Raw genomic sequence first — 13377 nt, 5'->3', positions numbered from 1 at the left:
ATATGAAGCGGAATGTGAGAAGCGGCAGATTTTTGCTTTGCGCGACGGCGATGCTGACCGTGCTTGGCACGGGAGCACGGGCGGAGGAGCCTTTCGATATCGACGCCCTTGTCGAGGCGGCCCGCAAGGAAAAGCCGATTACGGTCTATGACAGCACCGGCAAAATCGTCGAGATGGCGAAGAATTTCGCCGACAAATACGACGTCGGCGCGGAGGGCTCGAAGGTCAAGGCATCGGCCCAGCTCGAGATGATCATCCGTGAGGCCCGGGCCAACAACATCCAGGGCGACGTCTCCATCATCAGCGACGCTCCCGCCGCCATGGCGCAGCTCATCCCGCAGGGATTTGCCGAGAGCTGGCTGCCCCCGGATCTCGCAGCGAACATTCCGGCGGAGTACCAGGACCCGTTGACGGTGGTCACCAGCGCCAATGTCTGGGCCTACAATACCGAGCTCTTCGACAAATGCCCGGTCACGAATATTTGGCAGCTGACCGAGCCCGAATGGAAGGGCAAGGTCGCCATGCAGGATCCGCTCGGGAAGGCATCCTATGTCGACTGGTTCAACCAGATGTCGAAGCACGGCGACGAAGAGGTCGCTGCCGCCTATAAGGCGCTCTACGGCAAGGATATCCAGACCGAGGAGGCAAGCGCGACTGCGGCCTGGGTCAAGGCGCTTGCAGCCAACGCGCCGCTCCTGACCGATGCGGACGCCGCGGCGGCCGATGCGGTCGGGGCGCCCGGGCAATCCGAACCCTTCATGGGACTGATGAGCTCCGCGAAGTTCCGCGACAATGCGGAAAAGGGCATGAAGCTCGGCCTCTGCAAGGACCTGAAGCCATGGGTCGGCTGGCTCTATCCGGGCGTCGGGCTGATCACCAAGGGCACGGACAGCCCAAATGCTGCGCGACTCTTCATCCACTACGTCATGACGGCCGAAGGGATCGCTCCGCAGGCCGTGGACGGCAAGATGTCGACCAACAGGGAAGTGGCTCCGCCGGCGGACGAACCGTCGGGGATAGCGACCGTTCTCGACCAGCTTCTGCCCTACAGCATGGCGACCAGCCTCGACGACTGGGACGCGCGTGAGACGTGGCAGGATTTCTGGCGCGTGCACTATCAAAAATAGAAGCCGGAAGCGGGAGGAGATGATGAAGGCGCATATTCACAGGATAGGGCGGACCGCGGTGGCCGCGCTCGGACTCGCAGCCGGAGTGATTTCGGCCACGGCTGTTGCGGCAGAGGGGTTCGACCTCGATCGCGTGATCGCGGCGGCAAGGAACGTAAAACCGATCACCATCTATGACAGCACCGGCAAGATCGTCGAGATGGCGAAAAATTTCAGCGCCAAATACGGGCTGAAGGCGACCGGCATGAAGGTGTCGGCGAACAGCCAGCTCGAAATGATCATCCGCGAGGCGCAGGCGGACAATGTGCAGGGCGACGTCGTCCTGATCACCGACGCGCCGGCAGCCTTGGCGCAGCTCCTGCCGGAGGAATTCGTGCAGAGTTATCTGCCGGAGGACATGACTGCCAAGATACCGGCGGAGTTTCGAAATCCGCTGGCGATTTCGACGAATGCCAATGTCTGGGCCTACAACACCGAAGCCTATGACAAATGCCCGGTTTCCAACATATGGGAACTGACGGAGCCGAAGTGGAAGGGCAAGGTCGCGCTCGTCGACCCGCTGACGAAGAGCACCTATACCGACTGGTTCAACCAGATGGAGGCGCATGGCGACGACAAGGTCGCCGCCGCCTACAAGGCGCATTTCGGCAAGGATTTGCAGACGGAGGAGAAAAGCGCATCCGCCGCCTGGATCAAGGCGCTGGCCGAGAATGCGCCGCTTGCGACGGACGGCGACGATCCCGTGGCCGAGGCCGTGGGCGCGCCGGGGCAGAAGGCGCCGTTCTTCGGCCTCCTGAGCTCGGCCAAGTTCCGCGACAACGAAGCCAAGGGATACAAGCTCGGCATCTGCAAGGATCTCGACCCCTGGATCGGCTGGACCTACGTCAAGCTCGGGCTGATCGCCTCCAAGACAGCGAGCCCGAGCGCCGCCAGGCTCTTCGTCCACTATATCCTTACGGAAGAAGGCATCGGCCCGCAGATGAAGGACGGCAAGCTGCCGACCAACATCGACATCAAGATGCCCGCCGACGAGCCGTCCGGATTGATGGCCGTGTCCGATCGGCTCTTCGGCTACGATTCATCCACCGGCCTCAGCGACTTCGACCGGCGCGAGGAGTGGCAGGACTTCTGGCGCAGCAATTACAGCAAGTGACCGCGTTCCGGCGCGGGCGTCGCGCCGGGCTTTCCTCCAACAGACTGGGATATCCAATGCAGCAAAGTCCGCCTTCAGGACCGATGATCGCCGATCGCCATGCCGTTGCTCTCTCGCAGCGCCTTGCGGAGACCGCGCGGGGAGCAGCCCTTGCGGTCCGAGCGCCCCTTCTCGAGGCGTTCCGTTTCGAAATGGCGGTGGACTACAAGGCCGATCTGCACGACATCGTGACTGTCCACGACCGGCGGGCGGAGGCGATCATTCGAGCTTATATATTCGAGCATGAGCCGAACTCGGCGGTCATGGGCGAGGAGGGCGGCCAGACGGGCGACGGCGAGTTCCAGTGGTATGTCGACCCGATCGACGGGACGGCGAATTTCGCGCGCGGAATTGCCTTCTGGTGCGTATCGGTCGCCGTGGTCAAGGATGGGGCCGTGCTCGCCGGCGCCGTCTACGACCCGGTGGCGGACCTCATGTTCTCGGCCGATCTCGAAAAGGCGGAGCTGAACGGCAAGGCACTCGCTTCGCGTGCCGCCGGTGACGAAAAGCGCGCCACTCTGATCACGGGCTACCCGGTTGCGCGTGATTTCCGGCTCGACGGCCGCGAGGCGGCGCTTGCCAATTTCGGAGCATTGACGGAAACCTTCTCGACACTGCGCCGGCCCGGAAGCGCGGCGCTCAGCATCGCCCATGTGGCGGCCGGATGGGCGGACGCCGCAGCCGGCTTCGGCGTCAACGCCTGGGACGTCGCCGCCGCAACGCTCATCCTCAGGAATGCCGGCGGGCGATACGAGCCGCTAACCCTCGGCAAGGTGGTCGATGCCGCGGATTTCATGTGCCCGGGCTATATCGCCACCGGGAGAGGGGCGGATTATCCGACCCTCGAGCGGGTCGCCCGATCGATCTCGGCGTCACGGATCGCAAAGGCCGGACATTAGCAGGCGCATCGACGCAGTCAGACACAGCGCGACGACCTTATGTCGGCGCCGGAGAAAAGCATGCAGCACTTGGAAACAGACCCGCAATCGATCGACGCCGAACTTCCGAAGCTCAGCCTGGTCTACGATAAGCACCCGCTCTACGGCGTCGATCTCTTCATCAGCGGCAAGGAAGGCGCGAGCGATCTCGATCTGCTGCGCCGGAACGGCGTCACCACCGTGGTCAATTGTGCGGTCAACCTGGATTTCAACTATGTGCGGCAGGCTGACTTGGTATCGGATCACCAAGGCAGCGCCTACGGACCCGGGGAGATCCGCTATTACAAGATCGGCTTGATCGACGGTTCCGGCAACCCGGACACGCAGATGGTCGCGGCCTATTACATTCTGCGCGCTGCCCTGGAGCAGATCTTGCCGGAGAAGCCGTCCTATCCGAGGCGGGAACGTGGCAACGTGCTTGTCAATTGCCGGGGAGGACGATCGCGTTCGGTGATCGTCATGGCGCTGTTTCTGCACCTGACGCTTCCTTCGGAATTCTCGACGCTTGCCGGCGCGATCGCGCACATTCGCGAGCGCCGCCAACTCGCGCGCACAGAGTGGTACAAGGCCCCGAAACCCGTTCTCATCGAGGCAGCAGCCCGTGCGGCGGAGTGGGTGCGGCTGATCGAGGATGTCCGATGATGGCTTTGCTGTCCGCAGCGGCCGAGGAGAAAGAAACCGATCGCAAGGCAATGAGCTGCCGATCCGGGAGAATGCCTCCCTCCAACCTTCGCGAACTGAAGACCATGATCGCGAAGAAGGAGGTGGTCTTTCCCGGCGAACGCAAGCGCGTCATGCGCGCCATACTCGACCATCCCGACATCATCGCCTTCGGCACGGCGACTTCGATAGCGGATGAGTGCGGCGTGTCCACGGCCACGGTCGTGCGTCTGGCGGGTCACCTCGGTTTCAGGAAGTTCCGCGATTTCAAGAATCTGTTTTGCGATCATCTGAAAGAAACGCGCGCCTTGCCGCAACGGATGCTCCGCGCGCCTCCCCGATCACGATGATCCTCGGCCGCGCATGCCCACCGGTTCTGGCCGGCGGCTGGCGCATTTACGCGTGGACGGTTATATTAGTCCGTGCGTAAGCTTCACTCGAAACGGGAGAAGTCATGGACCCGGTGACGCTCGTACTGACCGTATGCCTTGCAATGGCACCCGAAAAATGCCGGGAGGAAACGCTGCAGTTTCAGGACCTGAGGTCGTTGAATCAATGCATGTTCCAGTCCGCGGTGTATATCGCCGAATGGTCCGAGCAGCATCCGGCGCTTCGCGTCAAGAAGTGGCGATGCAGGGTTGCGGATGCGAGCCGCCCTGTCTGAATACCTTGGCCCCTGAACGAGGCGCTTGAATCTCGCAAGCGTATCGCCGACAGTGTAGCGTCGCATGGCAAATCTCGGAATTGCCCGGGGTGGAAAACTGTGCGACAACGATTCGCGTCGTGCTGGGGAGAGTACGACGGCCTGGGAGAGAGATATTCTCGGTGAATTCGGAGTGGCCTTGAGTCGCTCTGTTGGCTTGGAAGTATCTCGGGAGGAGAGCCATGCCGCGGACAGCCTTGCCCGTTCATTCGCTTTCGATAAAGTCGGCCCTGGTGATCGATGATCATCCGCTCTATTGCGATGCTCTGGCCGCGACGATGGAAAGCACCTTCAATACGCGCCGCATCAGAACGGCGACGTCGCTGAGCGAAGCGTTGCAGCAGCTCAGGATGCGCTTCTCGCCCGATCTGATCATGCTGGATCTGAACCTGCCCGATGCATCCGGCTTGAGCGGTTTTCTGAAAATCAAGGAGAAGATGCCCGATATTCCGGTCATCGTGATCTCCGCCTTCACGTCGAAGGACGTGGTTCAATCGGTCATCGCCGCCGGTGCCGCGGGGTTCATCCCCAAGGACATCGACCGTCATAATTTCCAGGAAGCGATGCAGGATATCTGGAACGGCAAGACCTATGTGCCGCCGGGCTATGCGGTGCCGGCGCGCGCGACGGCGACGGACCAGTCTGTGGAGACGATCTCGCGCAAGATTGCGCATCTGTCGCAGCAGCAGACCCGCATTCTGAGCCTGATCTGCGAAGGCATGCCGAACAAGCTGATCGCCTACGAGATGCAACTGGCCGAGGCGACCGTCAAGGCGCATATCACAGCGCTTCTGCGCCGGCTGGGCGTCCACAATCGCACCCAGGCGGCGATGCTGGTACGCGAAGTATCGATCCGCCACAGCCTGCAGTGAGGTGTGCCCGGCCTGCCGGGATGGAGTTGGAAGGTGACGGTGCATGACGGCTGTCGACGATCTTGACCGCAAACCCGCCGAGGCGGTGCGGCTCGCGACATCACGCGCCGATGATGCGTTCACCGCCCTCGCCGAAATCAGACGGCAGCTCGCCACGGCGAGGCCGAGCTTCATCTTTCTGTTCGTGCCGGACCGGCTGCAGCCGGAAGACCTTGCCGCTGCGCTCAGAAAGTCGCTGCCGAATACGGTCGTCTTCGGCTGCACGACAGCCGGCCAGATCACGCCGCGCGGCTATGAAAACGATACTCTGCTGGCGGTCGCCTTCCAGCGGCATCATTTTCGGGTGGCGTCGATCCTGTTCCAACCGATTTCGCCGGTCTCGATTGCCGATGTCGTTTCGCAGACCGAGCGGCTCGCCACGCAGTTCCGCGTGACGCCGGGCCGCAAGCGGCTGGCGCTGATCTTCGCCGACGGACTGTCCAAGCAGGAGGATATTCTGGTGGCGGCCCTGGAGGCGGGGCTGAAGGATATTCCCGTCTTTGGCGGTTCGGCCGGCGACGGGCTGCGGTTCCAGCGCACCCAGGTGCTTCGCAACGGTGAATTCCACAGCAATGCCGCGCTCCTCCTGCTGCTCGAAACCGATCTGGAGTTCAGCGGTCTCGGCTTCGATCATTTTCAGCCCACCGACAAACGCATGGTGGTTACCCGCGCGGTCCCCGAGGAACGGCTGGTCCTGGAAATCAACGGTTCGCCGGCGGCGGAGGAATACGCCCGCCTGGTCAAGGTGCCGGTCGGCGAATTGTCGCCGATGGTCTTCGCCGAGAATCCGGTACTGGTGCGCAACGGCAATCTCTATCACGTGCGGGCGATCCAGCAGATTCAAGGTGAGCACGGGCTCACCTTCCTGTCGGCGATCGACGATGGTCTGCTGTTGCGCCTCGGCCGCGGCAAGGAAATCATCCGAACGCTCGAGACGGGGCTGGCGGTCAGCGGCCACGACGGTGAGGCCCCGGATTTCATCCTCGGTTTCGACTGTTATCTGCGCAAGCTCGAGATCGAGCGCAAGGGTCTGGACAGCGAGGTTTCCGAGCAGTTGCGGCAGCGCCGGGTCGTCGGCTTCAACACCTATGGAGAACAGCATCTCGGCGTGCACGTGAACCAGACCTTTGTCGGCGTCGCCTTTTTCCGGCCGAAGGCGGGAGCGCCGCTATGATCGATCCGAACGAGCCCTACGAACTTCAGATCGCCAAGCAGGCAAGGATCATCGAGGCGCTGGTCAACCGGGCCGAGCGCGGCCACGAAGTCGGGGGCTCCGCCTATTCGCTGTTCGAATCCGCCATCGCCCTTCAGGCGGAGGTCTGGGAAAAGACCAAGGATCTCGAAAAGGCTCTCGATACGCTCGACCGGGCGTCGAGCGAGCTCGAGGTCGCCTACCAGGCGCAGGAGCGGATTCAGAGAAATCTCGCCGATGCCATGGTGGCGATGGAGGACGGCTTCGCACTTTTTTCCGAGGAACGACTGCAGGCTTGCAACGCCCAGTTCCGCAATTTGCTGCCCGACGTGGAGCCGCTGATCAAGCCCGGCCTCGGTTTCGACGACTATCTCGCGGCGGTCAACGCAAGCAAGTATCTGAACCGGGAGGAGAATGGCCTGGCGGGCCGGCCTCAGCCGGTGGCGAAGGGGCAGGGATCCGGCCAGCGCTTTTCGTCCTTCGTGATGGTGCTGCGGAACGATCGCTGGTTCCAGATTTCCTATCGGCAGACCAGTTCCGGCAATATCACGGTCCTGCAGACCGAAATCACCGACATCGTGCGGGAGAACCGGCGCGAGAAGAACCGCCTGATCGACCAGCAGTCCCATCTGCTGCAGGCGGCCTTCGATCACATGTCGCTCGGCGTCTGCACGTTTTCGTCAGGCGGCGAATTGCTGGTACGCAACGAGCGCTTCGGTGAGCTTCTCGGCGTGCCGCTTGCGCTTCTGAAAAAGGGGAGTCCCTTTCAGCGCATCGTCGAACATGTCGAGCGCCACGAGATTCTCGAGCGGGAAGGGCGCCGATCCAGGGTCGCCGGCTGGTTCAAGGCGGTGCGCCGCGGCGAGGCGGTGCAGGAGCGCTTCCGCCGGCGTGACGGCATGAGCCTCGACATCCGCATCCATTCCCTGCCCGATGACGGTTTCATCGTGTCGATCATGGACGTGACGGCAGAGACGCAGGCCTCGGCGCTTCTGGAGCAACGGGTGCAGGAGCGCACGGCCGAATTGACCGAGGCCAATCGCCTGCTGCAGATACACGCCGACGAGCAGACCAAGATCGAGGCGGCGCTTCGGCACGCCAAGGAGGCTGCCGAGGCAGCCCACACATCCAAGACCCGCTTTCTGGCGGCTGCCAGTCATGATCTCCTTCAGCCGATCAACGCCGCCAAACTCTATCTGTCGATGCTGACGGACAAGGTGGGGCAGCCGGGCACGGAGGAGGTGGTCAGGCGCCTGAAGCGATCCTTCACCTCGATCGAATCGCTCCTGCAGGCGCTTCTCGACATTTCGCGCCTCGACAGCTCGGGAGCCGAATTCAACGTCACCTCGTTCAATCTCGGCAATCTGCTGCAGGGCGTGGCCGAGGATCTGGCGCCCCTGGCAACGGAAAGGGGGATCGACCTTCGGATCGTGCCCTCCTCACGCTGGATCAGTAGCGATCAGCGCTACCTGATGCGCTGCGTCCAGAACCTTGTCGTGAACGCCATTCAATATACGGAGCGCGGCCGTGTCCTGGTCGGTTGCCGGCTGACGGGCGATGCCGTGCGAATAGAAGTGTGGGATACCGGCGTCGGAATATCCGAGGAAGACCGGACACGGATATTCAAGGAGTTCACCCGGGCAAGCGGCGCGGCAAAGGGTCCGGGCATGGGACTTGGTCTGTCGATCGTCGAGCGGGCATGCCGGCATCTCGATCACCCCATCCGGCTGGCATCGCGGCCGGGCCAGGGTTCCGTCTTCTCGATCGAAGTGCCGCTGGCCGCGCCCGGCCATGCCAGCGTCAGCGAGGATCCGAGGATGGAGCCGATGCTCGACGGCAGCCTCGATCTGATCGTGATGATCGTCGAGAACGATGCCGACGAGCTGCACGCGATGACTCAGGTTCTGGAAAGCTGGGGAGCCAGCGTTCTGGCAGCGGACTCGACTGCGGATGCGGCGGCGCTGATGCAGGAAATCGGCACGGCTCCCGACATCTTGCTGGTCGATTATCAGCTGGACGAAGAGGACAACGGCATAGAAACCATTCATACGCTGCGCGCGCTCGCAGGAGCCGAAATACCGGCGATCATCATTTCCGCCAACCGGCAGCGGCAATTCCTGCAGCTTTGTAACGAAATGTCCTTCGCCGTGCTCACCAAGCCGGTGCAGCTGGTGCGGCTCAGGGCGCTGATCGACTGGAAGACCCGGGCCCGCGTGGCGTGAGACAAACACAGACAAAGGTATCCGATGACATTGCCGGGGCCGCTGCTAGGCTCGAAACCGGTAAACGGAGCCTCGGAACGGGCCACAATCGGACGGTGGATCTGCGATGCGTATTTTTCTCCTGATCGCTCTATTCCTGCTGGGGCAGGGGCACGGACCCGCGGCTGCTGCGGAGACCTACGAGCTCCTCTTCCATTCGGCGGCGTTGAAAGGGCTCGCCGCGGCGAAGGACGGTTCCGGAGACGAGCAGAGTTCGCTCCTCTACGACAAGGTCGTGTCGGGGGCCGATGCAGGGCAGAGAGCCGGCAGCTTCACGATCGGCCTCAAGGTTGGCGACAACGTCGCGATGACGCTCCATCAGGGCAGCCAGTCCCGGGGGCTCGGCAACTATCCAGCCTCGGTCGGCAATCCGCTGATCATGTATTTTCTCGAAAGCGTGCTTTCCGATCTTGCGGCACAATCCGGCGGCAGTCCCTTCTACATGCGCAACCGCATCAAGGAAGCCCTGCTGCGGGATGCGCAGATCGAGCCGGTATCGCTGCGCTATCACGACCGCGAAATCGCCGCGCGCGAGGTGACGATCCGGCCGTTCGAACACGACAAGGCGCGCGCGCAAATGGGGCGGATCTCGCAGTTGTCGCTCGCCGTCACCGTGTCGGAAGAGATTCCCGGCTGGTATTATGCGCTGGTGGCCACCGTTCCTTCGGCGGCGGGCGGGGCCGAGGCCGGCTATTCCCACGCGATCACCTTGAAAGAAGCTGCGGAGGGCGGCCGGCCATGATGCGCGCCGCCCTGACCGCGCTCGCAATCGCGACGGCGGCACTCCCCGCAAGCGGACAGAGCATGTCTGAGCGCCTCAACGATTACCCCACCGAGGTCCGGGCCGACTATGTGTTCGGATGCATGGCCGCCAACGGCCAGAGCCGGGAAGTCTTGAGCAAATGCGCCTGCTCGATCGATGTGATCGCATCGATCCTGCCCTATGACAAATATGTCCAGGCCGAAACGGTGCTGTCTCTCCAGCAGGGGAGCGGCGAACAGCTGGCCATGTTCAAGTCGGCGGTCGTGCCACGCACCATGGTCGCGGATCTGAGACGCGCCCAGGCGGAGGCGGAGATGCTGTGCTTCTAGAGCACTTCCAGGAAAAGTGTGTAACGGTTTTCCGTCCGGAAGTGCGTGGACAAAAGGGTTAGAGCACTTCCAGGAAAAGTGTGTAACGGTTTTCCGTCCGGAAGTGCGCGACCTCAGGCTAATTCAGCTCGCATTCAGGCGGGCGGCGTCTTCGGCAGGACGCGGTCGAAGACATTGCCGTCCGTATCGACCGCATGGACCGTGAAGTCCGGGGCACCATTGTCGGTATAGCTGAAACGGAACACGGGATTTTCACTGATCGATATCCCGCCGTCGAGCGAGAACAGAAGCTCGTCTCCCTGCTTCACGACCAATTCGGTGATGAATTTCGCACCGACGAAGAGCTGGGTGATCTGGTCGCGCTGGAGACCGGAATAGTTCGGATGGCGGATCATGATCTGCGCCTCGCGGCGGGCTTTCTGTCCGTCCCCCTTGCCGTCGAAGAGCTTCAGCCGCATTTCTCCCATATCCTTCAGCGCCGCGACCGGGTCCTTTGTGGCGGGCGCCGAGCAGCCGCCGGATGCCTTGACGAAGCGGCCATTCATGAAAATGCCCCGCGGCGTTTCAGCGATCGCCCGGACGTTCGAATATTGGTTGACGCGCACGCGGGTTTCGAATTTCAGCGGTGCCATTGCGGGGCCGAAGCGGATTTCGGCGGCCACCGGCGCCGGGTTCTCGTCGATCACCAGCTTGAGGGATTCGATCGGATCCGCCGCGGCGTCCGTCTGCTCGATCGTGACCGGCACCGTCGCGGCGTCGTTGGCGCGGTAGGGCGCGGTGACGGAGAACAGGGTGGCGCCGTCGAGAATGGCCGCTTCGCCGACGACGTCGCCCTTCAAATCGCGCCAGGTCGCGCCGTCTGCTAGCGGGTTGTTCGGCTTCTCCGGCTCGGCAAGTGCAAGGCTTGCCGACAGCATGGCGGGAACAAGCGCGAGAATGAGCTTCATGGTTCAAAGCCCCCTTTTTGGACAGGCTGCGAGTATCATATAGCATAGAACGAGATGCGCGGGAGCAGAAGCGAGCCTTTCGGATATGTTGTCTGACGCGACCGGCGGCCGCAATCTTGGTGATTGCCGGGTTTGGGTAACGCCCACTTTTTCGAGAATGCCGGGGGCTCAAGGTGTTCGAAGCATTCGTGACGATGTGCATCCTTGCTGCAGCAGCACCTGACGCGCCGCCGAGCGAGATCTGCCGGGTGGCACTGCTGCCCGGCTTTGCGGCGGAGACGAAAGCGGGGTGCGAGCATGCGCTGCATTCCGTCACGCGCAAGCCGGGCGACTGGACCGAGAAGCCGCCATTTTGTGCCCCGAGGCCCAGCTCGGCCCTCTCCTTCAGCGAGGCGGCCCCAGGGGTCTTCCTGCATCGCGGCCGGGTGGCGGAGCCGGATGCGGAAAACGGCGGCGACATGTCCAACTTCGGCTTCGTCGTGGGGTCGCGCAGCGTCGCCGTGATCGATTCCGGCGGCGCGCGCAAGCTCGGAGAAGAGATCTATCTGGCGATCCGCGAACGAAGTCGCCTGCCGATCAGTCATCTAATCCTGACGCACATGCATCCGGACCACGTCTTCGGCGCCGAGCCGCTCCGCGAGGCGGGAGCGGCAGTGGTCGGCCAGGCCAATTTGCCGCGTGCGCTCGCCGACCGCGCCGAAAACTATCGCGCAAGCTACGCCCGGCGGATCGGCGAGGCGGCCTTCCTGGGCAGCCGCATAGTCGCACCGGATCGGGCGATAGCGCAGCAGGAGGCGATCGACCTCGGCGGCAGGGTGCTGGAGCTGCGCGCCTGGCCAACGGCGCACACCTCTACCGACCTCACCGTCTTCGACCGGACGTCCGGTATCCTTTTCGCCGGCGATCTGCTGTTCGACAGGCACACGCCGGCCCTCGACGGATCGCTGCGCGGCTGGCTCGCGGCTCTTGCCGAAATGAAGGGGTTGGGCGCGCGGAAGGTCGTGCCGGGCCATGGAGGGCCGCTGCTCGACTGGCCTGAGGCCGCCGCGCCGCTCGAACGCTACCTCCATGTTCTGGAGTCCGATACGAAGAAAGCGCTCGATGACGGCCTGGCGCTCGGGGAAGCAAGCGAGGTCATCGGTCGAAGCGAATCGGACCGATGGCGCCTGTTCGACCTCTTGAACCCGCAAAACGCCACGTCCGCCTATACGGAGATGGAATGGGATCCTTAGAACACTCCCAGGAAAAGTGCGTACGGCCTTCCGTGCGGAAGTGACCAGATTCAAAGCGTGGGGTGAGAAAAGCGGAATCGCTTCTCGGAAGGCACGATGCGCGGATCCGATGCGTTCAGGCGTCAGTCCGGCATATGCTTCAGCAGCATCTGTGCGATGGCATAGGCGCGTTTTTCCAGAAGCACCGGTGTTTCGCAGACATAGGTGAGCGCCTGCGAGCGATCGCGATAAATGCGCTCGTCCCAGTCGATCTGTTCCTCCAGCTTGTCGATACGGTCGAAGTCGGGGCTTTTCTCCCGCGACAGCTTCGCCATCTCGACGCGCGCCCCCTCGATGCGGGACGAGAGCGCGATCTGGCTGCGGGAATAGCGGGCTATTCCCGCGATCAGCCGCTGGCGGGTCGCGGCGATATTGTCGAACACGCCGTAGAAGATGTTGCCGAGCAGTTGACCGTCGACCTGCTTGTTCCGCTCCACGAAGGCCCTGACATGCGCGTCGGCCTCTTCCAGGCTGACCCGGCGAAGCGATAATGCTTCCACGAGATCGTTTGCTTCGGGCGAAAGAGGCGTGCGGGTCACCGGCGCGGGCCACATCAGGCTCGCCGACAGGTTCTCGACCTTGCGCTGGATACAGGGCCAGTCGGGATCGGAAAAATCCATTGCTGCTGCGATGCCGGGGGCTTGCGTCAGGCAAAGCGCCAGACCAATCGCCAGGTTGAGCGGCAAACCGCGCATCCGGCGAAGCGCGTGACAGGCGACTCTCATTCTTGATGTCTCCGTGTTCTCACGGGCGTCAGTATAGGGTGACCGGGGACGAAGCCAAAGGTCGCGTTTTACACACTAAGGTCGCAATTGTCTTTGTGCTTTGGCCCGTCTGTAATCTGTGTACAAGCCCTCATAAGGGGCCCTTACATAACGTAGTACCGGAGGAATCCATGCGCACTCGCGCTGCTCTGGCCGTTCAGGCCGGAAAACCCCTTGTCGTGACCGAAGTCGAGCTCGAAGGCCCTCGGGCCGGCGAGGTGCTGGTCGAGGTGAAGGCGACCGGCATCTGCCATACCGACGATTTCACGCTGTCGGGGGCCGATCCGGAGGGGCTGTTCCCGGCGATCCTCGGTCATGA

Annotated in this window: 15 protein-coding genes; 13 read left to right on the top strand and 2 right to left on the bottom strand. The window is 62.7% G+C overall.

Features of this window, described 5'->3' with window-relative positions; translation table 11 throughout:
- Positions 1 to 2 precede the first annotated feature (2 nt).
- The 11 genes from BHD07_RS30465 (at position 3) to BHD07_RS30415 (ending at position 10076) form a co-directional block, all read left to right on the top strand.
- Entirely contained in the window at positions 3 to 1127 is a 1125-nt protein-coding gene (locus BHD07_RS30465; protein WP_338284152.1) for an ABC transporter substrate-binding protein, read from the top strand.
- Positions 1128 to 1149: 22 nt separating this feature from the next.
- Complete coding sequence (locus tag BHD07_RS30460; RefSeq protein ID WP_338284151.1) at positions 1150 to 2280, top strand: ABC transporter substrate-binding protein; 1131 nt, start codon at positions 1150 to 1152, stop codon at positions 2278 to 2280.
- A 56-nt stretch (positions 2281 to 2336) separates the two neighbouring features.
- Complete coding sequence (locus tag BHD07_RS30455) at positions 2337 to 3218, top strand: inositol monophosphatase family protein (RefSeq protein ID WP_100670809.1); 882 nt, start codon at positions 2337 to 2339, stop codon at positions 3216 to 3218.
- Between the two features lie 39 nt (positions 3219 to 3257).
- Positions 3258 to 3899 carry a dual specificity protein phosphatase family protein gene (locus tag BHD07_RS30450; RefSeq protein WP_445190507.1) on the top strand — a complete coding sequence of 214 codons (642 nt, stop codon included), beginning with the start codon at positions 3258 to 3260 and terminating at the stop codon, positions 3897 to 3899.
- Positions 3899 to 4267, top strand: a complete 369-nt coding sequence (locus BHD07_RS30445) for a MurR/RpiR family transcriptional regulator (RefSeq protein ID WP_100671589.1) — start codon at positions 3899 to 3901, stop codon at positions 4265 to 4267. Before BHD07_RS30450 ends, BHD07_RS30445 begins: the two co-directional genes overlap by 1 nt.
- Positions 4268 to 4371: 104 nt before the next feature.
- Positions 4372 to 4581, top strand: a complete 210-nt coding sequence (locus BHD07_RS30440; RefSeq protein WP_100670804.1) for a hypothetical protein — start codon at positions 4372 to 4374, stop codon at positions 4579 to 4581.
- A gap of 221 nt (positions 4582 to 4802) precedes the next feature.
- A complete protein-coding gene (locus tag BHD07_RS30435; RefSeq protein ID WP_003532082.1) occupies positions 4803 to 5492 on the top strand; it encodes a response regulator in 690 nt (229 codons plus the stop codon).
- A gap of 43 nt (positions 5493 to 5535) precedes the next feature.
- A complete protein-coding gene (locus tag BHD07_RS30430; RefSeq protein ID WP_018095882.1) occupies positions 5536 to 6705 on the top strand; it encodes an FIST signal transduction protein in 1170 nt (389 codons plus the stop codon).
- Entirely contained in the window at positions 6702 to 8945 is a 2244-nt protein-coding gene (locus BHD07_RS30425) for a PAS domain-containing hybrid sensor histidine kinase/response regulator (RefSeq protein ID WP_338284149.1), read from the top strand. Before BHD07_RS30430 ends, BHD07_RS30425 begins: the two co-directional genes overlap by 4 nt.
- 106 nt (positions 8946 to 9051) lie before the next feature.
- Positions 9052 to 9726, top strand: a complete 675-nt coding sequence (locus BHD07_RS30420) for a hypothetical protein (protein WP_338284148.1) — start codon at positions 9052 to 9054, stop codon at positions 9724 to 9726.
- Positions 9723 to 10076 (top strand): hypothetical protein, encoded by a 354-nt coding sequence (locus BHD07_RS30415; RefSeq protein ID WP_338284147.1) that lies wholly within the window; start codon positions 9723 to 9725, stop codon positions 10074 to 10076. Before BHD07_RS30420 ends, BHD07_RS30415 begins: the two co-directional genes overlap by 4 nt.
- Before the next feature lie 134 nt (positions 10077 to 10210).
- Here the strand turns inward: BHD07_RS30415 and BHD07_RS30410 are convergent, their stop codons facing one another.
- On the bottom strand, positions 10211 to 11023 hold the full coding sequence (locus BHD07_RS30410; protein WP_338284146.1) for a quinoprotein dehydrogenase-associated SoxYZ-like carrier: 813 nt from the start codon (positions 11021 to 11023) through the stop codon (positions 10211 to 10213).
- 173 nt (positions 11024 to 11196) lie between these two features.
- Between BHD07_RS30410 and BHD07_RS30405 the strand changes: the two genes are divergently transcribed.
- Positions 11197 to 12255, top strand: a complete 1059-nt coding sequence (locus BHD07_RS30405; protein WP_338284145.1) for a quinoprotein relay system zinc metallohydrolase 2 — start codon at positions 11197 to 11199, stop codon at positions 12253 to 12255.
- Positions 12256 to 12377: 122 nt separating this feature from the next.
- On the opposite strand, the gene BHD07_RS30400 is transcribed toward BHD07_RS30405, so the two are convergent.
- Entirely contained in the window at positions 12378 to 13019 is a 642-nt protein-coding gene (locus tag BHD07_RS30400) for a hypothetical protein (protein WP_338284144.1), read from the bottom strand.
- A gap of 170 nt (positions 13020 to 13189) precedes the next feature.
- Here BHD07_RS30400 and BHD07_RS30395 point away from each other — a divergent pair.
- On the top strand, positions 13190 to 13377 hold a 188-nt coding region (locus tag BHD07_RS30395), incomplete at its 3' end, for an alcohol dehydrogenase catalytic domain-containing protein (RefSeq protein WP_046066747.1).

The organism is Sinorhizobium sp. KGO-5, from assembly GCF_036245905.1.
Taxonomy (GTDB): domain Bacteria; phylum Pseudomonadota; class Alphaproteobacteria; order Rhizobiales; family Rhizobiaceae; genus Sinorhizobium; species Sinorhizobium meliloti_A.
The sequence above is the reverse complement of the archived record's forward strand: the minus strand, read 5'-3'. Positions and strand labels throughout refer to the sequence as shown.

Excerpts from the sequence above, each read along its gene's own strand:
- BHD07_RS30465 (WP_338284152.1), top strand. The coding sequence starts at position 3 with ATGAAGCGGAATGTGAGAAGCGGCAGATTTTTGCTTTGCGCGACGGCG.
- BHD07_RS30460 (WP_338284151.1), top strand. The coding sequence starts at position 1,150 with ATGAAGGCGCATATTCACAGGATAGGGCGGACCGCGGTGGCCGCGCTC.
- BHD07_RS30455 (WP_100670809.1), top strand. The coding sequence starts at position 2,337 with ATGCAGCAAAGTCCGCCTTCAGGACCGATGATCGCCGATCGCCATGCC.
- BHD07_RS30450 (WP_445190507.1), top strand. The coding sequence starts at position 3,258 with ATGTCGGCGCCGGAGAAAAGCATGCAGCACTTGGAAACAGACCCGCAA.
- BHD07_RS30445 (WP_100671589.1), top strand. The coding sequence starts at position 3,899 with ATGGCTTTGCTGTCCGCAGCGGCCGAGGAGAAAGAAACCGATCGCAAG.
- BHD07_RS30440 (WP_100670804.1), top strand. The coding sequence starts at position 4,372 with ATGGACCCGGTGACGCTCGTACTGACCGTATGCCTTGCAATGGCACCC.
- BHD07_RS30435 (WP_003532082.1), top strand. The coding sequence starts at position 4,803 with ATGCCGCGGACAGCCTTGCCCGTTCATTCGCTTTCGATAAAGTCGGCC.
- BHD07_RS30430 (WP_018095882.1), top strand. The coding sequence starts at position 5,536 with ATGACGGCTGTCGACGATCTTGACCGCAAACCCGCCGAGGCGGTGCGG.
- BHD07_RS30425 (WP_338284149.1), top strand. The coding sequence starts at position 6,702 with ATGATCGATCCGAACGAGCCCTACGAACTTCAGATCGCCAAGCAGGCA.
- BHD07_RS30420 (WP_338284148.1), top strand. The coding sequence starts at position 9,052 with ATGCGTATTTTTCTCCTGATCGCTCTATTCCTGCTGGGGCAGGGGCAC.
- BHD07_RS30415 (WP_338284147.1), top strand. The coding sequence starts at position 9,723 with ATGATGCGCGCCGCCCTGACCGCGCTCGCAATCGCGACGGCGGCACTC.
- BHD07_RS30410 (WP_338284146.1), bottom strand. The coding sequence starts at position 11,023 with ATGAAGCTCATTCTCGCGCTTGTTCCCGCCATGCTGTCGGCAAGCCTT.
- BHD07_RS30400 (WP_338284144.1), bottom strand. The coding sequence starts at position 13,019 with ATGAGAGTCGCCTGTCACGCGCTTCGCCGGATGCGCGGTTTGCCGCTC.